21 protein-coding genes are annotated in these 18,863 nt (G+C 63.0%); 9 read left to right on the top strand and 12 right to left on the bottom strand.

The window, feature by feature from the left end; translation table 11 throughout:
• Positions 1-3 precede the first annotated feature (3 nt).
• Positions 4-624 (top strand): flavin reductase family protein, encoded by a 621-nt coding sequence (locus tag ACMDCR_RS06695; RefSeq protein ID WP_413991775.1) that lies wholly within the window; start codon positions 4-6, stop codon positions 622-624.
• Between the two features lie 19 nt (positions 625-643).
• Here the strand turns inward: ACMDCR_RS06695 and ACMDCR_RS06690 are convergent, their stop codons facing one another.
• The 4 genes from ACMDCR_RS06690 to ACMDCR_RS06675 form a co-directional block, all read right to left on the bottom strand.
• The gene (locus ACMDCR_RS06690) at positions 644-2,218 is read right to left on the bottom strand and encodes an ABC transporter substrate-binding protein (RefSeq protein WP_413991774.1); all 1,575 of its coding nucleotides are present in this window, start codon (positions 2,216-2,218) and stop codon (positions 644-646) included.
• Positions 2,219-2,310: 92 nt separating this feature from the next.
• A complete protein-coding gene (locus ACMDCR_RS06685) occupies positions 2,311-2,994 on the bottom strand; it encodes an isochorismatase family protein (protein WP_413991773.1) in 684 nt (227 codons plus the stop codon).
• Complete coding sequence (locus ACMDCR_RS06680; protein WP_413991772.1) at positions 2,995-4,299, bottom strand: M24 family metallopeptidase; 1,305 nt, start codon at positions 4,297-4,299, stop codon at positions 2,995-2,997.
• A 100-nt stretch (positions 4,300-4,399) separates the two neighbouring features.
• Complete coding sequence (locus tag ACMDCR_RS06675) at positions 4,400-5,296, bottom strand: GlxA family transcriptional regulator (protein WP_413991771.1); 897 nt, start codon at positions 5,294-5,296, stop codon at positions 4,400-4,402.
• Between the two features lie 208 nt (positions 5,297-5,504).
• On the opposite strand from ACMDCR_RS06675, the gene ACMDCR_RS06670 reads away from it, so the two are divergent.
• Positions 5,505-6,404: an alpha/beta hydrolase gene (locus tag ACMDCR_RS06670; protein WP_413991770.1), complete on the top strand. Its 900-nt coding sequence runs from the start codon at positions 5,505-5,507 to the stop codon at positions 6,402-6,404.
• A gap of 136 nt (positions 6,405-6,540) precedes the next feature.
• Here ACMDCR_RS06670 and ACMDCR_RS06665 read toward each other — a convergent pair whose 3' ends face one another.
• From ACMDCR_RS06665 to ppk2, 3 genes are all read right to left on the bottom strand, one after another.
• On the bottom strand, positions 6,541-6,792 hold the full coding sequence (locus tag ACMDCR_RS06665) for a DUF2934 domain-containing protein (protein WP_413991769.1): 252 nt from the start codon (positions 6,790-6,792) through the stop codon (positions 6,541-6,543).
• A 34-nt stretch (positions 6,793-6,826) separates the two neighbouring features.
• Entirely contained in the window at positions 6,827-7,084 is a 258-nt protein-coding gene (locus tag ACMDCR_RS06660) for a PepSY domain-containing protein (RefSeq protein WP_413991768.1), read from the bottom strand.
• Between the two features lie 115 nt (positions 7,085-7,199).
• On the bottom strand, positions 7,200-8,111 hold the full coding sequence (gene ppk2, locus ACMDCR_RS06655; RefSeq protein ID WP_413993552.1) for a polyphosphate kinase 2: 912 nt from the start codon (positions 8,109-8,111) through the stop codon (positions 7,200-7,202).
• Between the two features lie 172 nt (positions 8,112-8,283).
• On the opposite strand from ppk2, the gene ACMDCR_RS06650 reads away from it, so the two are divergent.
• The 7 genes from ACMDCR_RS06650 to phoB all read left to right on the top strand — a co-directional run bounded on the left by ACMDCR_RS06650 (position 8,284) and on the right by phoB (position 15,170).
• Positions 8,284-9,516 carry an ATP-binding protein gene (locus tag ACMDCR_RS06650; RefSeq protein ID WP_413991767.1) on the top strand — a complete coding sequence of 411 codons (1,233 nt, stop codon included), beginning with the start codon at positions 8,284-8,286 and terminating at the stop codon, positions 9,514-9,516.
• A gap of 243 nt (positions 9,517-9,759) precedes the next feature.
• Complete coding sequence (pstS, locus tag ACMDCR_RS06645) at positions 9,760-10,809, top strand: phosphate ABC transporter substrate-binding protein PstS (protein ID WP_413991766.1); 1,050 nt, start codon at positions 9,760-9,762, stop codon at positions 10,807-10,809.
• A 207-nt stretch (positions 10,810-11,016) separates the two neighbouring features.
• Entirely contained in the window at positions 11,017-12,018 is a 1,002-nt protein-coding gene (gene pstC / locus ACMDCR_RS06640; RefSeq protein WP_413991765.1) for a phosphate ABC transporter permease subunit PstC, read from the top strand.
• Positions 12,019-12,029: 11 nt separating this feature from the next.
• Positions 12,030-12,851 carry a phosphate ABC transporter permease PstA gene (pstA, locus tag ACMDCR_RS06635; RefSeq protein ID WP_413991764.1) on the top strand — a complete coding sequence of 274 codons (822 nt, stop codon included), beginning with the start codon at positions 12,030-12,032 and terminating at the stop codon, positions 12,849-12,851.
• Between the two features lie 8 nt (positions 12,852-12,859).
• On the top strand, positions 12,860-13,672 hold the full coding sequence (gene pstB, locus ACMDCR_RS06630; RefSeq protein ID WP_413991763.1) for a phosphate ABC transporter ATP-binding protein PstB: 813 nt from the start codon (positions 12,860-12,862) through the stop codon (positions 13,670-13,672).
• A 61-nt stretch (positions 13,673-13,733) separates the two neighbouring features.
• Positions 13,734-14,453, top strand: coding sequence for a phosphate signaling complex protein PhoU (gene phoU / locus ACMDCR_RS06625; RefSeq protein WP_413991762.1), 720 nt, complete (start codon positions 13,734-13,736; stop codon positions 14,451-14,453).
• 15 nt (positions 14,454-14,468) lie between these two features.
• Positions 14,469-15,170 (top strand): phosphate regulon transcriptional regulator PhoB, encoded by a 702-nt coding sequence (gene phoB, locus ACMDCR_RS06620; RefSeq protein WP_413991761.1) that lies wholly within the window; start codon positions 14,469-14,471, stop codon positions 15,168-15,170.
• Between the two features lie 70 nt (positions 15,171-15,240).
• Here phoB and ACMDCR_RS06615 read toward each other — a convergent pair whose 3' ends face one another.
• The 5 genes from ACMDCR_RS06615 to ACMDCR_RS06595 all read right to left on the bottom strand — a co-directional run bounded on the left by ACMDCR_RS06615 (position 15,241) and on the right by ACMDCR_RS06595 (position 18,862).
• On the bottom strand, positions 15,241-16,473 hold the full coding sequence (locus ACMDCR_RS06615; protein ID WP_413991760.1) for an RNA polymerase sigma factor: 1,233 nt from the start codon (positions 16,471-16,473) through the stop codon (positions 15,241-15,243).
• A 15-nt stretch (positions 16,474-16,488) separates the two neighbouring features.
• Positions 16,489-16,845: a YciI family protein gene (locus ACMDCR_RS06610; RefSeq protein ID WP_413991759.1), complete on the bottom strand. Its 357-nt coding sequence runs from the start codon at positions 16,843-16,845 to the stop codon at positions 16,489-16,491.
• A gap of 150 nt (positions 16,846-16,995) precedes the next feature.
• The gene (locus ACMDCR_RS06605; protein WP_413991758.1) at positions 16,996-17,949 is read right to left on the bottom strand and encodes an aldo/keto reductase; all 954 of its coding nucleotides are present in this window, start codon (positions 17,947-17,949) and stop codon (positions 16,996-16,998) included.
• 90 nt (positions 17,950-18,039) lie between these two features.
• Positions 18,040-18,486 (bottom strand): RrF2 family transcriptional regulator, encoded by a 447-nt coding sequence (locus tag ACMDCR_RS06600; protein ID WP_413991757.1) that lies wholly within the window; start codon positions 18,484-18,486, stop codon positions 18,040-18,042.
• 79 nt (positions 18,487-18,565) lie between these two features.
• The gene (locus ACMDCR_RS06595; protein WP_413991756.1) at positions 18,566-18,862 is read right to left on the bottom strand and encodes an RNA-binding S4 domain-containing protein; all 297 of its coding nucleotides are present in this window, start codon (positions 18,860-18,862) and stop codon (positions 18,566-18,568) included.
• Between the last annotated feature and the right edge of the window lies 1 nt (position 18,863).

Raw genomic sequence — 18,863 nt, 5'->3', positions numbered from 1 at the left:
GAAATGACGCAACAGGACCGTACCCGCTTCGACTTCAGCACGCTTGGCGAACGCGAACGCTACAAGCTGATGATCGGCTCGATCATTCCCCGCCCCATCGCCCTCGTGACATCAGTAGACGAGCATGGCAGCATCAATGCTGCGCCTTTCAGCTTCTTCAACTGCCTGTCGGCCGATCCGCCGATTCTGGCGCTCGGTGTCGAGAACCATCCCGACATGAGTTTCAAGGATACCGGCCACAATATCCGCGTGACCGAGGTCTTCACGGTCAATATCGTCTCTCATGCGATTGCCGAGGCCATGCATGTGTGCGGCGCCAAATATCCGCGCGGCGTGGACGAGCTGAAGGAGGCCGGATTGACGGCCATGCCGGGGGAGAAAGTAGTCTCCCCCTGGATCAAGGAGGCGCCGGCCTCCTTCGAGTGCCGGCGCCATGTCACGTTGGAGCTGGGCAAATCCCGCCAGATCATCCTGGGCCAGATCGTCTTCGCGCATTTTCGCGAAGGCGTAGTGGACGAGCGCCTGCGAATCGATCCCGACCGGATCGATGCCATTGCGCGCCTGGGCGGCGACACCTGCTCGACCATCCGCGACCGCTTCGACATGCTCACGCCGAAGCTATGAGACAGGAGAGGCTCGTTCCTTACGCCGTGAACCAAGCCTTTTCTGCGACGCGCAGGTCGCACATGTCAAAGCGCGGATGCGGAGCCACGCCAGCGACCTTCTTGGCATAACCGTCGAGATAGTCGCCGACCGCGTAGCAGATCATGCCGCCGTCGTCGTGGATCATCTTCTGCGCTTCGTTGTACATCTCATGCAGCTTGGCCTCGTTCTCCTCGGTGCGGGCGGCAATCACGAGTTTGTCGAATTCCGGGCGCTTCCAGTGGGTATCATTCCACGCCGCGTCCGACAGATAGGTTTGCGAGAGCTGCATGTCGACGGCTGGGCGGTCCTCCCAGGCCACGGCGCAGAACGGGACCTTCAGCCAGACATTGGACCAGTAGCCATCCCCGGAGACGCGGGTCACGGTGAGGTCGATGCCGGCCTGCTTCATCGCTTCCTGGTAGAGGACGCCGGCATCAGTCGCCCCTGAGAAGGCGCCCTCCGATACCTTGAGCTCCAGCTTCGGGCTGCCCGCCTTCTTGTAATGGAAAGCCGCCTTCTCCGGATCGTACGGCGTCTGCGGCAAGTCCTTGTTGAAAAAGCGATTCATCGGGCTGACGGTAGTGTCGTTGCCCACGGTCGCGTAGCCCATATAGACGGTGTCGACGATCTTCTTGCGGTCGATGCCGTACTTCAGTGCCCAGCGCAGGTCGATATTGTCGTAGGGCGCGGTGTCGCACAGGGCCGCGAAGCAGTAGCGATTGCCGGTGCCCTTGGTCTGCACGATCTGGGCATCGGGCGAGGCGGAGATAATGGCCACCGTCTTGGGGTCGATGCGGTTGATCGCATCGACCTGGCCGGCGAGCAGGGCCTGCATGCGGGCGGTGGTGTCGGGAATATACTGCAGTTCGACCGCATCGAAATTGCCGCGCCCTTCCTTCCAGTAGCTTCCGGAATTCTTGGTAACGGCGCGCACGCCGGGCTCGAAGCTGACCAGCTTATAGGCGCCGGTACCGTCGGGCTTCGAGAAGTCCGTGAGGCCCTGGGGGACGCCGTAGATGTGGAAGTCGGACAGGTTGTACGGCAGGTTGACGTTGCCTCGAGCCAGCGTGATCTGGATCTGCGTCGGCGACAACTTCTTGATTTCCTTGATGTCGCTGAGCACGTCCTTGGCAGCGGATTTGGTGTCGCCGCGATGCAGGTTGAGCGAGTAGATGATGTCGTCGGCATCGAGCGTCTTACCGGAATGGAAAGTGATGCCTTTGCGGACATTGAAGATCCATTCGACCGCGCCGGGCTTGGATTCCCAGCTCTCCAAGAGCTCTCCCTTGGCCTTGCCATCCTCACCGATCTCGATCAGGCCATTATAGATCTGGTAGGCGACGCTCTCCGGAATGGAGTCGGCGAAGGTGCGCGGGTCGAGGCTATCCGAAGCCGAGCCGCCCTCCATGCCAATCCGGAAGGTACCGCCCTTCCTGGGCGCATCGGCAGCCCGCGCCGAGCCACCGAGGACACCTAAGGCGCCAAAGCCGAGGCCCAGAGCCACGGCGCTCTTCATCAGTTCGCGACGATCCACGATAAGGTCTGAGGCATCCAGTCGAGACTTGCGTGTCATGAGAACGTTCCCTGTGGCAATGTCGGTGCACTGTGCGATCAAGCCCCGTTTCCCGTGGATGTACTTGACCGTTTCCATCGCCGGCCCCGCGGCTAGAGGTGGCTGTAGGCAGCGGCGGCGCTGTCGAAACTGAAGCGCAGCGGCACGGAGCCCTCGATCGTCCAGACATCGACGTCCTCCCCGCCGATCAGGCGGCAAGCACCGTCGGTATCGGTGATGGCCCCGCCATAGAGACGGTTGGCGAGGTTGAGGATGCCGGTCTGGTGCATGGCCGGCGTGGCGCTGCCGCAGGCGTCCTTAGCCAGCAGTACCCGGATCCCCAGCCGTACGGCGTCCTTCACGGTGGCGTCGATGCAGGCCTCCGTCCACACACCTGCGATACAGAGCCACTCGATGCCATCCGCCCTCAGGCGCCCGGCAAGAGAGCCCTCGCAGAAGGCGCTGGCGTCCGACTTCACCAGCACCGGCTCACCATCCAATGGCGCGACTTCAGGGCAGATCGCCGACAGAGGGCTGGACTTGTCGCTGAAGGCCGAACTGCCGTCCGCCATCATCGGATGGAAGGGACGTGTCCGGGCCTCGGCAGTATCGACGATATAGGCGCAATGGAGCACCGGCACGCCATTCGCTCGCGCGGCCTGCTGGAGGCGAGCCGCATTGGCGAGAACCCTGTCATAGGCATGGACCTGGTAGCGCTGGTCGTGCCTGTGCTCTTCCTGCAGATCGATGGACAGGCTGGCGAGCTTGCCGCGAGGGATCGTCAGGAGCTTGCGCATTCAAATCTCGCCTTCCAGGAAGTCGTCCTCATAGGGGAAGCGGGAGAACAGCTCGGTGCCCGTCTCGGTAATGAGAATTTCGTCCTCCAGCTTCACGCCCTCCCGGCCGCCCTTCTCGCCGATATAGCTCTCGACGCTGACCACCATGCCGGGCACGAGATGGCCGTCCCGGCCATAGGTTTGGTAGTCGATGGCATGGGCGATGAAGGGCGTTTCGCCATGCATCCCGACGCCATGCATCACCGAGGTGTAGCGCTGGTCGACAAAACGGGAGGGGATCTTCCAGGCCTTCTCGGCGATCTCACGGAACGCCATGCCGGGCTTCACGATGGCGATATTATGCTGCACCTGGTCATGCGCCATGCGGTACAGCATCTTTTGATAGGCCGTTGGCTTGCCCGGGCCGCAGCGGAATGTCCGTGAAAAATCGGAGTAGTAGCCGTAGCAGCCGATCGTGTCGGTATCGAGAGCCACCAGTTCGCCGGGCCGGATCTTGCGGCCGCTCGCCTCGTTGAACCAAGGATTGGTGCGCTGTCCGGAGGTGAGCAGCCTGGTCTCGATGAACTCGCCACCCTGCCGGATCACCTCATGATACATGATGGCGAAGAGTTCGTTCTCGGAGACGCCCGGCTTGATGGCTTCGCGCACGGCCGAAACCGCCGCCTCCGCGCCGGCCATGCTGGCCTGCAGGCACTTGACTTCCTCATGTGTCTTTATGGCGCGCACAGCCAGGATCTCGCCCTGGCAATCCCTGACCTCACAGCCGCGCTTTTCGAGTGCTGCAGCCTGAAGATGGGTGCAGCGGTCCATGCCGATCTTCATCGAGCCGCCGCCGTGGCTCTTCATGAGATCGACGATCTCGTCGGCGAAGGGCCCCACAGTCTCATCGTCGCGACCCGATACCGAGGACCACACCAGCTTGGACGGACGGGCCTCGTCCACGGTGTCGAGCACCATGGAAACATGGTAGCTCTGCGGATATTCGAACAGGATGATCGGCCCTTCGGTCGGAACGAAGAAGTAGCGCGTGGAATTGCGCAGGAAATAGCCGAACATGTTGCGCGAGCCAGTGGCATAGCGCTGATTATAGGGGTCGAACAGTAGCACGGCGCCATAGCCGGCCTCGGCCATCCAGGCCCTCAGCTTGGCGAGGCGTCCCTTGCGTAGCGCGTCGGTGTCGATGAAGGACGGCTCGGTGTCGGAGAGCCACATGCCGCCGGCCGGATCCTGCATCGAGGGATGCCGCATACTGTCGGCGAAATCGACGTCCTCGACGGTGTGCGGGTTGAAAACCACAATACTCATGGTGGCATCCTTTCCGCCACGAAGGATGCCCCAACCTACAGAGCCATAATGTGCGGAATTCCGCAGGCAGTGTGCGGAATTCCGCCGAATCTGTTTTGCTCTAAGCTGCTCGCACCTCGCGCGGGGAGTAGCCATATTGCTCTCGGAAGGCCCGCGAGAAGCTCGACACGCTCCAGAAACCGCAGGAGAGCGCCACCTCACGGACCGGCAGGGTGGAGTGCGCCAGGAGGTCATGGGCCCGCCGCAGCCGCGTAGTCCGGTAATAGGTTCCCGGCGAGACGCCCACCTCGCCACGGAAGGATCGCTCCAGCTTGTCGGGCGAGACGCCAAGCCGCTGGGCGAGGCTGGCAATGCTGAGGCGATCCTCTACTTCGTCCTCCATGATGGCGATGGCGGAAAGGACGAGTTCGTCGTGGACGCCGGTGCGCAGGCGCAGGGGCATCAGCTTGCGATCGACGCTGGATCGCAGCGGACTGTGCACGAACCATTCGGCGACGCCGGCGGAGAGTTCGGCGCCATAATCGCTGCCGATGAGGTCGAGCATCATGTCGAGCGCCCCGACGCCGCCTGCCGAGGTGAAGCGCTTGCGGTCGATGACATAGAGGTCGCGGCGCAGATCAAGGTCCGGAAACGCCTCCCGGAAGGCGGGCTGGCTGATCCAGTGCAGCGTGCAGGCATGGCCGTCGAGCAGACCGGCACGGGCGAGGAAGAAGGCAGCGTCAGAGACAGAACCCAGTTGCGCGTCTGCCCTGAGATTGCGCCGGATCCATGCCAGCGCCTCCTCGGCGATGAGATGGTCGGCGTCGCCGCCGGAGCTCAGCACCACCCGGTCGGCCAGCGGCGCGGTACGCACGCTGTAGTCGGGCTCGATATGGATGCCGTTGGAGGCTCTCACCCTTTCCCCCGTCAGGCCCACCGTGATCCAGGAATAGCAGGTTCTGCCGGCCAGAGTGTTGGCGGCGCGCAAGGGCTCGATGATCGAGCTGAAGGCCATCATTGGAAATCCTGGAAAAATCAGGATCGCGAATTTGATGACCTCGCGTGGCTGCTGTGCCAACGGGAGTGAGATCTTGATCTTTGCGTAGGTCCGGATCACCTGATAACAACCCGCTGGGTACCACTTCGATCTCGTGATTTTTCACGGGCGATGATGGTAGATCAACCTTTCTCACACCTTTGACGCCTCCGACCAGGCAGGACTGGCCATGGATTCGAGCCGGGACACCGAGATTTCATGGGCGACGTCGCCGCCGGCCCTGCTCCGCGAGCATCATCTCGCCGATGCCATCCTCCAGGAAGGCCCCCTGCCCGACGACGTCGGGGAGAGCGAGCTTGGCGAGGAAGGTGCTTTCCGGGGCGGCCTCCTCTTCACCCCGCCCCGGCCGAAGCCCGGCGTTGCGATCGTCTATTTCCACGGCGGCGGCTTCCTGGCCGGCAGCCCGCGCACGCACCGCGGCGTCACCGCCTGGCTCGCCCATTTCGCCGGCATGCCGGTGCTGTCGGCCCGCTACCGGCTGACGCCGGAATACCCTTTTCCGGCCCAGCGCGACGATGCAGTTGCGGCCTGTGCGAAGGCGTCCTCGCTTTTCACCCATGGCGGTGATTTCCGGCTCTTCCTGTCAGGCGACAGTGCTGGCGCCTGCGTGTCGCTCTGGGGCCTGCTCGGCTTGCCGCCGCAGCACCGCGCCACGGTGGCGGGCCTCGCCCTCTTCTACGGTGGCTTCGGCCTCACCGAGAGCGCCAGCATTACCCGCGCCGGTACGCCGGAAAATGGCCTTGATGCCGAGGCGCTCCGCTCCATGTATGGGCGCCTGCTCGACGGCAAGAAGCACGTGCGGATCGACGAGATCTCGCCGCTCAGCAAGGCCGCCGCCATCCACGAACCGACCTATATCCTTGCCGCGGCAGAGGACGCGGTGTTCGATGATTCCCTCGCCTTGCACCGGAAGCTGGAGCTGAATGGCTCGGCCACGCATTTCATTTCAGTGCCGGGCATGGATCACGGCTTCCTCAAGCAGGCCGGCAAGCTCGCAGAGGCAACGGACAGCCTCAAGGATGCGGCGTCCTGGATGAAGGGGAAACTGGCTACAGCGCCACCGCCATAGCCAGCAGCGCCAGGCCGACTGCCGCGGCGATGGCCCGCAACGCGTCTTTTGCGATTCCTCCCGATTCCGCCGGATCGCAACCCGCTACGATATCCGCTTCAACAATCAGATTGATGCCGCAGACGGGTGATACGCCTCAATGCGGCTTTGCCTTGGACACCCGGGCGGCCTTGCGCTTGACCGGGGCAATGGCGGCCGGCGGAGATGCGGCCTCATCCGTCTCGGGAACCTCGAAGAAACGCGATGTCAGCGTGGATTTGGCTTCCTCGCCGGCGATGAACTTCTTCGCCATCTCCCAGTGCCGCTGATCGCTCCCCTCCGGGCATCCCTCACGAAGCCAGATCTCGTAGGCCTTCATGCGAATACGCTGCTCGGTCGTATGAGTCATCGTTGAACTCCCATGCTCGGTTGAACGCTGCAGGCTATTGTGCCTCGCCTGTCATGGCATCCAGATGAAGCTCCACCTTCGCCTTGTCCGAGGTATAATAGATCACGTCGTAGTAACCGCTCGCGGACCAATCGATCTGCGAAATATACAGGAATTTGTCGCGGGTTTCGACCTTGGCAATCAGTTCCGAGAGCTTCTTGCCCTTGGGCGGCGGAGGCTCGGTGGTGCCTTGCGCGAAGGCGGGGCCGGCGAGAAGCGTAGCAGCGATCAGGGCAACGGCAATTTTTTTCATGGTCCGCACCATCGGATGTCGTGTCGGAGGACAACAGTGATGGGTGCTGGCTGGTTCCACGAGAATGAAGGAAGCGGGCGCAACGCGAGCGCGTCTTTGCCTCCCGCCCACGTCTTCATACCTCCCCGCCCTTGGCGAGGAAGCGTTCCGCCGTCAGCACGATCCTGTGGTCCTGGGCGCCCACGAGTTTCTCGTCCTTGTCGGGATAGGGCAGCCCCGCCAGCACGCCCCGGATGGTGGCAAGGCGCGTGCGGTATTTGTCGTTGGCCTTGACGATGGTCCAGGGCGTATCGACCGTGTCGGTGGCCGCCAGCATGCGGTCATAGGCGCTGGAATAGGCTTCCCATTTGCCCACGGCCTGGTGATCGATCGGCGAGAGCTTCCACTGCTTGAGCGGATCGGCATGGCGGGCATGCAGGCGCTTGAGCTGCATGGCCTGACCAATGGTGAGGAAGAGCTTGAACAGGCGGATGCCGTCACGCACCAGCATGGCCTCGAATTGCGGCGCCTCGTGCAGGAACATATCGGTCTGTGCGGGCGTGCAGAAGCCCATCACCGGTTCTACGGCGCCGCGGTTGTACCAGGAGCGGTCGAAAATGGTGATCTCGCCTTTGGTGGGCAACTGGCTGGCGTAGCGCTGGAAATACCACTGCCCCTGCTCGGTGGGCGTCGGCTTCTGCAGGGCGACGACGCGCGCGTCGCGCGGGCTCAGATGCTGGGTGAAGCGGTGGATCGCGCCGCCCTTGCCGGCGGTGTCGCGCCCCTCGAAGATCACCGCCACACGCTCGCCCTGCCCCCGGACCCAGTCCATCGCTTTCAGCAATTCGATCTGCAAGGCGAGCAGGTCCCGCTCATAGATCTTGGACTTGAGCTTCTCCTTGTGCGGGTAGTCACCGGAGCCGAAGGCTGCTTCGTCGATCACCTGCGGCAGTTGCTCTGCATCGAGCTGGAAGGTGGCGATCGCCTGCTTCAAGCCGTCTTCCTCTTTCTTCCTGGCCACCTTCTTTGTCACCGAAGCCTCCCCAATTTTCGCCCTTGTCGTGAAACTGTCACGGGCTGGCATACATTGCCAAGGTGAACGAATTCCACAACGACTCAGATGGAAAGCCGCAATGTCGATAGTGATGGGGCGTTCCCGGCTCTTGACGAAATTGACTTCGGACGGTGTAGCTGAGCCTGTGGGTTCGAACCAAACCATCATGCACCGCATCTGGGGTCGCCGCTGGCTGGTGGCCGCCCTTGCGCTTGTTCTGACCTTGCTGGCGCTGTGGGACGGAATCTCCGCTTGGCATGGGGTTGCTGCCCTCGCCATGATCATCGCCGCCGCCGGTCTGGTCCCTCCCACGATCGTCCAGGATGGCAATTCCACGCCTGTTCATCCCGACAATGGCGGCAAGCCCTCCTTCGAGGACCTCGTCGCCGCCATTCCCGATCCGGTGATCGTGCTCGACGCCAACCTCGCCGTGCGCTTCTTCAACCGCAAGGCGCGCGACATCATCCCGAACTTGCGGGTCTCGGAAGCGCTGACCTACGCCCTGCGCGTGCCCGAATTGATCGATGCCATCCGCGCGGCGCTGGACGCCGGCGGTTCGCGCCAGATCGAGTATTCTGAGCGCGTGCCTGTCGATCGCATGGTCGAAGCGCAGATTTCCACCATCATGGGCCCGTCCGGGCGCACCGACTTCGTGGTGATCGTTCTACGCGACGTCACCCAGCGCCAGCGCGTGGAGCAGATGCGCGTCGATTTCGTCGCCAACGCCAGCCACGAACTGCGTACCCCCCTCGCCTCTCTCCTCGGCTTCGTCGAGACCCTGCAGGGCCCTGCCCGCAACGATCCGGTAGCGCGGGAGAAGTTCCTCGACATCATGCGCGCCCAGGCCAACCGCATGTCGCGCCTGATCGACGACCTGCTCTCCCTTTCGCGCATCGAGCTCAACGCCCATGTCCAGCCGGACAAGCCAGTCGACCTCAACATGGTGGTGGGCCACGTCGCCGATACGCTCGGCCCCCTGGCGCATGACCGGGGCGTGGTACTCAGCCTCGACAAGCGCGTATCCTCGCTCGAAGTTCGCGGCGAGCGGGACGAACTCATCCGAGTGTTCGAGAATCTTGTCGAGAACGCTATCAAATATGGCGCCTCGGGCGGACGGGTCGAGGTCATCCTCGATTCGATCCCTAAGCCGCAGGGCAAGGGCCTCGACGCCGTCGTCACCGTGCGAGACTTCGGCCCCGGCATCGAGGCCGAGCACGTACCGCGCCTCACCGAGCGATTCTATCGGGTCGATGCCGCCAAATCGCGCGAGAAAGGCGGCACGGGCCTTGGCCTTGCCATCGTCAAGCACATCGTCGCCCGCCATCGCGGCCGGCTCGGCATCGAAAGCGTGCCGGGAGAAGGAACGGTCTTTTCTGTAAAGATCGATCAGATCATCTGAATGAACAACCTGTGCGTGCATTTAAAGAAGTCGACTGACTTTAACAATTGCCGACAGACTTGGTCGGCAAGCATGTAACATCTTGCCTAAACGGCTGAGTTATCTTGGATATCTTTGTCATAAAACAATAGCCTAATTGTCATAGAACCGTTGCGGCGCACTTCTAGGACTCGCGCCGTTGGGCAGGGCTATCGATCGGGAAGCGGTTGGGGGCGCCTGCTCCGAAAACAACGGAGATATCCCGTGAGGCTTTCTTTCCTTGCGCTCGCCGCTTCAGTAGCCCTGTCGAGCACGATCGCGGCCACCGCTGCCTATGCAGGCGACATCACCGGCGCCGGCGGTACCTTCCCCGCCCCCGTCTACAATGCCTGGGCTGCCGAGTATAAGACCAAGACCGGCAATGCTGTGAACTACCAGGCGATCGGTTCGGGCGGTGGCCAGACCCAGATCACCAACCGCACCGTTGACTTCGGCGCTTCCGATGCCCCGATGGCTGCCGACAAGCTCGCTTCTGCCAAGCTCCTGCAGTTCCCGACCGTCGTCGGCGCCATCGTGCCGATCGTCAACATCGACGGCGTCGCTTCCGACCAGCTCGCTCTCAACGCCGACGTGATCGCCCAGATCTATCTCGGCAAGATCACCAAGTGGAATGACCCGGCCATCGCCGCCCTCAACAAGGGTGTGACGCTTCCCGACCTCGACATCGCTCCGGTCTATCGTTCGGACGGTTCGGGCACCACCTTCGTGTTCACCTCCTTCCTCTCCGGCGTGAGCGCCGACTGGAAGAGCAATGTCGGCGCCGCCACCTCCGTGCAGTGGTCGGCCGGCTCGGGCGCCAAGGGCAATGACGGCGTCGCCGCTTCGGTCAAGAACACCAAGGGCGCCATCGGCTATGTCGAGTACGCCTACGCTGCCAACAACGGCCTGACCATCGTCGACCTGCAGAACAAGGCCGGCCAGGCTGTCAAGCCGAGCCTGGCTTCCTTCACCGCCGCTGCCGCCAAGGCCGACTGGAAGGGCGCCAAGAACTACGCCGTGTCCATGGTCAACGTCGATGATAACGCTGCGTGGCCGATCGTCTCCACCACCTTCATCCTGCTCCCGAAGGACCCCAAGGACGCCACCAAGTCGGCTGACGTCATGAAGTTCTTCGACTGGGCTTACAAGGACGGTTCGGCTTCGGCCGAGAAGCTGCACTACATCGTGCTGCCGAAGGACGTCGTGGATAACATCCGTGCGTCCTGGGCTGCCGAGATCAAGAGCGCCGACGGCAAGTCCATCTACAGCAACTGAGTTGTTTCGCGTACTCCGGCGCGGCCATTTTGCCGCGCTGGAGTTTTCGTTACCAGGTGGAACGTTTTAAGCACCGAGCATTTTTGTACAGTTGCCTTGCACAGATCTGTTCGTCTTTTGCGATATTAGGCAGTTTCGGTTTTTCCTGAGAAGCGATAGCGTTACTGCCATCAGGAAAAACCAAAACTGCTCTGACGAGGAGTAATCATGAGCGCTATCGCCGATTCATCCCGGGACACCACATCGGTTGCCGATGCCGCCCGGGGCTCCCCCTCTCCGCAGGCCAAGCGCGTGCCCGGCGCAGCCTTCGACCCGATCTTCAAGGCCTTGCTCTACATCTGCTCCGGCCTGATCCTGGTGCTGCTCGTTTCCATCGTCATCCTGCTGTTCTGGGGCGGCTGGCCCGCCCTCTCCCACTTCGGAGTGAGCTTCTACTGGTCTACGGTATGGAACCCGGTGACTGAAAAATTCGGCGCCGGCGTGATGATCTACGGCACGCTGTTCACCGGCTTCCTGTCACTGCTTATCGCGCTGCCGATGTCCTTCGGCATCGCCTTCTTCCTTACCGAGATCGCGCCGCTGTCGATCCGCAAGCCCGTTGGCATGGCGATCCAGCTCCTGGCCGCGGTGCCTTCGATCATCTTCGGCATGTGGGGCGTGGCCGCGATCATCCCGCTGATGGCCAATTACATCCAGCCCTTCCTGAAGGTGGTGTTCGGCTATATCCCCGTGATCAACTATCTCTTCGCCGGCCCCGCCAGCGGTTTCGGCATTTTGACCGCCGCGGTGATCCTGGCCTTCATGGTCATCCCCTTCATCACGGCGATGTTCGTCGAGATCCTCGAAGCCGTGCCGCCCATGCTGAAGGAATCGGCCTATGGCGTCGGCTGCACCACCTTCGAGGTCTTCCGCAACGTCTCGGTGCCCTATGGCCGCACCGCCCTCGTGGGCGCCACCATGCTCGGCTTCGGCCGCGCGCTTGGCGAGACCATGGCCGTGACCTATGTGATCGGCAACGCCAACCGGATCTCGGCCTCGCTGTTCTCGTCGGGCGCCACCATCGCCTCCACAATCGCCAACGAATTCCCCGACGCTCCGGCGGGTTCGCTGCGCAACGAGTCGCTGATGGAACTGGGCTTCGTGCTCTTCGTCATTTCGTTCATCGTGCTTGCGATCTCCCGCATGCTCGTCAAGTCCGGCGTCAAGTAAGGGGACTTATCATGGATCGCCTCGCTCGCCGCCGCTCCGTCGACTACATCATGAAGGGCATTTCAACGGGCTTTGCAGTGATCTCGCTGCTGGCTCTCGCCTGGATTCTGATCACCCTGTTCGGGCTCGGCCTGCCGGCCCTGAACAGCACCATCTTTACGAAGGTCATGGCTGACGGCGGCCTCCTCAACGCCATCGTGGGCAGCCTGATCATGGTCTTCATCGCCCTCCTGATCGGCGCCCCGCTCGGCATCATGGCCGGCACCTTCCTCGCCGAGGCAGGCCGCGGCAGCAAGTTCGCCGAGGCCGTGCGCTTCATCAACGACATCCTCCTGTCGGCGCCATCCATCCTGCTTGGCGTGTTCGTCTACCTGATGATCGTGGTGCCGATGGGCGGGTCCTCGGGCTGGGCGGGCATCATTGCGCTCGCCATCATCATCATGCCGGTGGTGGTGCGCACCACCGAGGACATGCTGACCCTGGTGCCTATCAGCCTGCGCGAGGCGGCGTTCGCCCTGGGATCGCCGATGTGGAAGGTGATCATGGCGGTCACCTGGCGCTCGGCCCGCACCGGGATCATCACCGGCATCCTGCTGGCGCTGGCCCGCGCCGCCGGTGAAACCGCGCCACTGCTCTTCACCGCTTTCGGCAACTCGAACTGGACGCTGGATCTCGGCGGCGCCTTCCCCAGCCTGCCGCTGGCGATCAACCTCTTCGCCCAGAGCCCCGATCCCAACCAGGTCTCGATCGCCTGGGCCGGCGCCCTCCTCATCACCATCGGCGTGCTGGCCCTGAACATCATCACCCGCGTCGTGCTCGCTCCCAAGAAATGAGTGCTCCCATGTCCTCACCCAACGCCTCGATCGCGGTTTCCGACCGCCCGGTTGCCGATCCCAACGCTCCCGTCAAGCTGAAGGTCGAAAACCTCGACTTCTATTACGGCGAGAAGCATGCGCTGAAGAAGATCAACATGAGCGTGGCCGAGCGTCAGGTCACCGCGATGATCGGCCCCTCGGGCTGCGGCAAGTCCACGCTGCTGCGTGTGCTAAACCGCATGTATGATCTATATCCCGGCCAGCGCGCCGAGGGAAAGGTCATGCTCGACGGCCAGAATGTCATCGGCAAGGAGATCGATCCGGCGGTGCTGCGCGCCCGCGTCGGCATGGTGTTCCAAAAGCCGACGCCCTTCCCGATGTCGATCTATGATAATATCTCCTTCGGCGTCCGGCTGCATGAGAACATTTCCAAGGCCGAGATGGACCAGCGCGTCGAATGGTGCCTGACCAAGGCAGCCTTGTGGAACGAAGTGAAGGACCGCCTCAACGCCTCGGCGCTCGGCATGTCCGGCGGGCAGCAGCAGCGCCTGTGCATCGCCCGCACCATCGCGGTGAAGCCGGAAGTAGTGCTTCTCGACGAACCGACCTCGGCACTCGACCCGATCTCGACCGCCAAGATCGAGGAACTGATCGACGAATTGAAGCGCGACTTCACCATCGTGATCGTGACCCACAACATGCAGCAGGCGGCGCGCAGCGCCGACACCACCGCTTTCTTCTATCTCGGAGACCTCATCGAGATCGGGGCGACGAACAAGATTTTCACCAACCCGAATGACAGCCGCACGCAGGATTACATCACCGGCCGTTTCGGCTGATCCCCGGGCAGGCATTCAAGCCGGCACATAGACGGCGGCGACAAGGAATTTGGAGAACGGCATGTCCGATCACATCGTTACGTCCTTCGATCAGGAATTGCGCGAGTTGCGCAACATGATCGCAGAAATGGGTGGCCTTGCCGAAAAGAGCGTGGCCGACAGTGTGGAAGCTCTGCTCAAGCGCGACAGCCAGCGCGCGAAGGCGGTGATCGATCTCGACGCCTCGATCGACAAGTTGCAGCGCCAGGTCGAGGAACGCGCCATCCTGATCATCGCCAAGCGCCAGCCGCTGGCGCTGGACCTGCGCGAGATCGTCTCGGCCCTGCGGGTCGCCAACGACCTCGAGCGCATCGGCGATCTCGGCAAGAACGTCGCCAAACGCGTCGTGGCCATCCAGGGCCATATGCAGCCCAACCAGCTCTTCGGCGGCTTCGACCACATGGCCGACCTCGTACTCGAGCAGCTCAAGCAGGTTCTGGACTCCTTCGCCCAGCGCAATGTCGAGGAAGCACTCTCGGTCTGGCGTTCGGATGGCGAGATCGACGCCATGTACACCTCGCTCTTCCGCGAACTCCTGACCTATATGATGGAAGATCCGCGCAATATCGGCTTCTGCACACATCTGCTGTTCTGCGCCAAGAACATCGAGCGCATCGGCGACCATGCCACCAACATCGCCGAGACCGTGCATTATCTGGTGACCGGCGAATCCCCTGCCGGCGAACGTCCGAAGGCGGATACGAGTACGTCTCTCGTCGACCTTCCAGTGCCGGCTAAGTAACAAGGGGAACCGGCTATGCCTCCCAAGGTTCTGATAGTCGAGGACGAAGAAGCCCTCACCCTTCTGCTGCGCTACAATCTCGAGGCCGAGGGCTATGAGGTGGACAGCGTGGCACGGGGCGACGATGCCGAGATCCGGTTGCGCGAGAGCGTCCCCGATCTCGTGCTGTTGGACTGGATGCTGCCCGGCCTGTCGGGCATCGAATTGTGCCGGCGCATCCGTATGCGGCCAGAGACGGAGCGCTTGCCGGTGATCATGCTCACCGCCCGTGGCGAGGAGGCCGAGCGTGTCCGCGGCCTTGCCACCGGCGCGGACGACTATGTCGTCAAGCCGTTTTCCGTGCCGGAACTTTCGGCCCGCGTGCGGGCCCTCCTGCGCCGCGCCAAGCCCGATCATGTCGCCTCCCTGCTCAAGGCCGGCGACATCTCGCTCGACCGCGAGACCAAGCGCGTCCATCGCGGCAATCGCGAGATCCGCCTGGGGCCGACGGAATTCCGCTTGCTGGAATTCCTGATGCAGGCACCAGGCCGCGTCTTCGCCCGCGAACAGCTGCTCGACAGCGTCTGGGGCCGCGACGTCTATATCGACGAGCGCACCGTTGACGTGCATGTCGGCCGCCTGCGCAAGGCCATGAACCGCACGCGCGAGATCGATCCGATCCGCACGGTACGCGGCGCCGGCTATTCCTTCGACGAAACCTTCTCGAAGCAGGGCTGATTGAGAGCGCGGATATCACAGCGACATACTTGCATGTCGCGATGTCCGCGCCCCTGAAAGGCACTTGCAACTAAACCTGCCCCATCTTCCCTTGCAGGTAGCGACGGATGGCAGGATCGCTTTCCAGCCCGATCGCACGCATGTAGGCGTCCCTCGCCTCGTCGAACCGTTTCGCTCGTGCCAGCAGGTCCGCCCGCGCCGCCCAATAGGGCTGGTACTCTGCAAGGCGAGCGTCCTCCAGCAATGCGTCGAACGCCGCCAGTGCGGCCTCCGTGCCCTCGATATGGGCTAGCGCCACGGCACGATTGATGGCGGCGACCGGGGATTGGGTCAGCAGGACGAGCGCGTCGTAGAGCTGCACGATCGCCGCCCAGTCCACCGCCAGGCCCCTGCGCCGGATCGCATGGGCCGACTGCAGCGCTGCCTCCAGCTGATAACGGCCGATCTGCCCTCTCTTTACCGCGCGGGCAAGCAGGGCCTCGGCCTCCTCGATCATCTCCTCGTCCCAGAGCAGGGTATCCTGTTGAGCAAGGGGCACGAAGTCGCCCTCCGGACTGCGGCGGGCGGCGCGGCGCGCCTCGGCATGCAGCATCAGGGCGAGCAGGCCAAGCACTTCGGGCTCGTCCGGCATCAGCGAGGCGATCAGGCGGCCGAGCCAGATGCCTTCAGCAGCAAGGTTGCGCCGACGTGGCCGCGAGCCCTCCGGATCGGCCCAGCCTTCGGCGAAGACGGCGTAGACCGCCTCCAGCACGGTATCGAGGCGCTCCGGCAGTTCTTCGCGCTCGGGCACGCGAAAGGGAATGCCGGCCTGCCTGATCTTGGTCTTGGCCCTGACCAGCCGCTGACTCATGGCAGCCGGCGAGATCAGGAAGGCGCTGGCGATCGCGGCGGCATCGAAGCCGAGCACCGTTTGCAGGATCAATGGCGCGCGCACGGTGGCATCGAGCGCCGGATGGGCGCAGGCGAACATCAGGCGCAGGCGCTCGTCAGGAATGACATGATCCTGCTCCCTGATCATCGCAAGTTCCTCGATCTGCCTGGTGACGTCGTCAGCCTTCTCCAGGCGGAGCCTGGTCTTGCGGGCGTTGTCTATCTGGCGCCGGCGGGCCGATGTCAGCAGCCAGGCTTCGGGATTGTCGGGGATGCCGCTCGCGGGCCAGTGCTCCAGCGCCGCCGCGAAGGCATCGGCGAGCGCGTCCTCCGCCCCGGCCACGTCGCCGGAGCGTGCCGCCAGAAAGGCGACCAGCTTGCCATAGCTTCGCCGGGCGACGCTTTCGGCAAGGCTTGAGGCGGAGGGCGGCACGGCCTGTCGGGCCGCTTAATACTCGTCCATCGGCCAGATGGGGCGTACCTCGACCGAGCCTGCGCCGGCGCCCGGGCAGCGAGAGGCCCAGTTCAGGGCCGTATCGAGATCGGCCACATCAATGAGATAATAGCCAGCTAATTGCTCCTTGGTCTCAGCAAAAGGCCCGTTCAAGACCTGGGTCTTGCCGTCGCGGATCCGAACGGTGGTGGCCGAAGCGGTCGGCCGCAGGCGGTTGGATCCCAGCAGAATACCGGAAGCCTTGATCGCCTGCGTATAGGCGCCATAAGCGGCAAGCATCTCATTTCTTGCAGCCGGCTGGGCGTTCTGCATGGCCTCTTCACTGGAATAGATCAGAATCGCGAATTCCATTGCATCTCTCCTCGATCGGCCGGCGCACCTCGCGCCGGCACGACAATGACGCGCGTCTCCAGCCCTATTCGACAGGGACAGCCATTATTGGGGCGACTTGCTTTCAAATCGAGCCGCCAAGAACCGCTAGGACACGTCGATACAAAGAGGCTAGGGCGCGCTGATCTTGGTGAGATGCTCGATCTCGGTCGAGCCCAGGGAAAGCTCGGTCGCCTTGATCAGATCCTGCAACTGCTCGACGCTGGTCGCGCTGGCGATGGGGGCCACCAGTCCGGGCCTGGCGATCAGCCAGGCAATGGCGACCTGGGCGGGCGTGGCATTCTTGGCGTGGGCGACCGCGTCGAGCGCCTCGAGAATGCGCAAGCCCCGCTCGTTGAGATATTCGCCCATGCCGCCGCCACGCGCCGCACTCTTGGCGAAGTCGGAGGTCGTGCGGTATTTGCCGGATAGGAAGCCCTTGGCCAGCGAGAAATAGCTGGTCACGCCAATCTCGTTCTTGAGGCAGAAAGGTTCGAGCTCGGCTTCGTATCCGGCGCGATCATAGAGATTGTATTGGGTCTGCAGGTTTTCGAAGCGCGGCCAGAGTTCCTTGGTGCTGACGGCCAGCGCCTTGAACATCGTGTTGGCGCTATGGTTGGAATTGCCGATCACCCGTACCTTGCCCGCCGACACGAGTTCCGCGTAGGTACCGAGCGTTTCCTCCATCGGCGTTTCCGGATCCTCCCAATGGGAGAGATAGAGATCGATATAATCGGTCTGCAGGCGCTTGAGCGAGGCGTCCACCGCGCTCTTGATATAGGCGTGTGACAGGCCCTTCTTGCCAGGCCCCATTTCCGAGCCGACCTTCGTGGTCACCACGACATCGGCACGGTTGCCGCGCGCCTTCATCCACTTGCCGATGATGGCCTCGGATTCACCACCCTGGTTGCCCGGCACCCAGGCCGAGTAGACGTCCGCCGTATCGATCAGATTGAAGCCGGCGGCGACGAAGGCGTCCAGCACGGCAAAGGACGCTTTCTCATCGGCGCTCCAGCCGAAGACGTTGCCGCCAAGGCCGAGAGGAGCAACCATCAGATCGGAACGTCCAATCGCGCGTTTTTCCATGAGTATTCTCCGTCATCGCATATCGGGAAACGGGCCCTTCACAAGGGCCCGGCGAAGCTGCCGGGTCACCGCGGCGGCCTGGGGAAAGGATCAGATCGAATAGCTCAGCTCGGGTTCCCTGCTGCCGGCCTTGCGCATCTCCTCCACCGACATGTTGTCGAGCAGGTCGGAGGAAAGGTCGCGCACGCGCCGCATCAGGAGACGCACCGTGCAGCCTGGAACATCCGGGCAGTCGAGGCAAGGCTGATAGGCGGTGTGACTGGCGCAGGCGATCGGCGCAAGCGGTCCGTCGAGTACGCGGATGGCATTGCCCACGCTGATCTCGCTGGCATCGCGCGCCAGCATATAGCCGCCTCCCTTGCCCTTCTTGGAACGAATGATCCCGGCGACGCGCAACTCGCCCAGGATGGCATCGAGGAATTTCTTGGGAATGCGATTGGCCTCGGCGATCTCCTGGCTCTGTGCCGTCTCGCCCGGAGGAAGGCCCGCAAGATGAGCCAACGCCTTGAGACCATATTTGCCCTTGTTCGTCAGCATGCGCCCAGGGTGCTCCGCTCCAGAAAGCAGTCAACCACGTCTATCACGAATATAGGGATTATCGAGCGCTTGGATAGGGTCACCGGGAGCGCGGCGGTTCCGGCGAGAGATCCTCATAGAGCGTCTGCGCCTCGGTCGCTGGGCCGCGGCGTTCGCCGAGTGCCTTCACGCGGTAGACACGCACCGTACGCTCCAGCGCGATGGTGAGCACGTCGCCCGCCTTCACCGCCTTGGCCGGCGCCTCTGCCCGCGCGCCGTTGACGCGGACGTGGCCGTCCGCGACCAATCTTGCTGCGAGTGAGCGGGTCTTCACCACACGCGCATGCCAGAGCCATTTGTCGATCCTGAGACGATCCTGGCTTCCGACATCGCTCATC

Origin of the sequence: Labrys okinawensis (genome assembly GCF_047345005.1) — a bacterium.
GTDB classification, from domain to species: Bacteria; Pseudomonadota; Alphaproteobacteria; order Rhizobiales; family Labraceae; genus Labrys; species Labrys okinawensis.
This window is presented reverse-complemented; position numbering and strand designations above follow the sequence as displayed.

Bases quoted from the DNA above. Each gene is read 5' to 3' on its own strand.
- ACMDCR_RS06695 (WP_413991775.1), top strand. From the start codon at position 4: ATGACGCAACAGGACCGTACCCGCTTCGACTTCAGCACGCTTGGCGAA.
- ACMDCR_RS06690 (WP_413991774.1), bottom strand. From the start codon at position 2,218: ATGACACGCAAGTCTCGACTGGATGCCTCAGACCTTATCGTGGATCGT.
- ACMDCR_RS06685 (WP_413991773.1), bottom strand. From the start codon at position 2,994: ATGCGCAAGCTCCTGACGATCCCTCGCGGCAAGCTCGCCAGCCTGTCC.
- ACMDCR_RS06680 (WP_413991772.1), bottom strand. From the start codon at position 4,299: ATGAGTATTGTGGTTTTCAACCCGCACACCGTCGAGGACGTCGATTTC.
- ACMDCR_RS06675 (WP_413991771.1), bottom strand. From the start codon at position 5,296: ATGATGGCCTTCAGCTCGATCATCGAGCCCTTGCGCGCCGCCAACACT.
- ACMDCR_RS06670 (WP_413991770.1), top strand. From the start codon at position 5,505: ATGGATTCGAGCCGGGACACCGAGATTTCATGGGCGACGTCGCCGCCG.
- ACMDCR_RS06665 (WP_413991769.1), bottom strand. From the start codon at position 6,792: ATGACTCATACGACCGAGCAGCGTATTCGCATGAAGGCCTACGAGATC.
- ACMDCR_RS06660 (WP_413991768.1), bottom strand. From the start codon at position 7,084: ATGAAAAAAATTGCCGTTGCCCTGATCGCTGCTACGCTTCTCGCCGGC.
- ACMDCR_RS06650 (WP_413991767.1), top strand. From the start codon at position 8,284: ATGCACCGCATCTGGGGTCGCCGCTGGCTGGTGGCCGCCCTTGCGCTT.
- pstC (WP_413991765.1), top strand. From the start codon at position 11,017: ATGAGCGCTATCGCCGATTCATCCCGGGACACCACATCGGTTGCCGAT.
- pstA (WP_413991764.1), top strand. From the start codon at position 12,030: ATGGATCGCCTCGCTCGCCGCCGCTCCGTCGACTACATCATGAAGGGC.
- pstB (WP_413991763.1), top strand. From the start codon at position 12,860: ATGTCCTCACCCAACGCCTCGATCGCGGTTTCCGACCGCCCGGTTGCC.
- phoU (WP_413991762.1), top strand. From the start codon at position 13,734: ATGTCCGATCACATCGTTACGTCCTTCGATCAGGAATTGCGCGAGTTG.
- phoB (WP_413991761.1), top strand. From the start codon at position 14,469: ATGCCTCCCAAGGTTCTGATAGTCGAGGACGAAGAAGCCCTCACCCTT.
- ACMDCR_RS06610 (WP_413991759.1), bottom strand. From the start codon at position 16,845: ATGGAATTCGCGATTCTGATCTATTCCAGTGAAGAGGCCATGCAGAAC.
- ACMDCR_RS06605 (WP_413991758.1), bottom strand. From the start codon at position 17,949: ATGGAAAAACGCGCGATTGGACGTTCCGATCTGATGGTTGCTCCTCTC.
- ACMDCR_RS06600 (WP_413991757.1), bottom strand. From the start codon at position 18,486: ATGCTGACGAACAAGGGCAAATATGGTCTCAAGGCGTTGGCTCATCTT.
- ACMDCR_RS06595 (WP_413991756.1), bottom strand. From the start codon at position 18,862: ATGAGCGATGTCGGAAGCCAGGATCGTCTCAGGATCGACAAATGGCTC.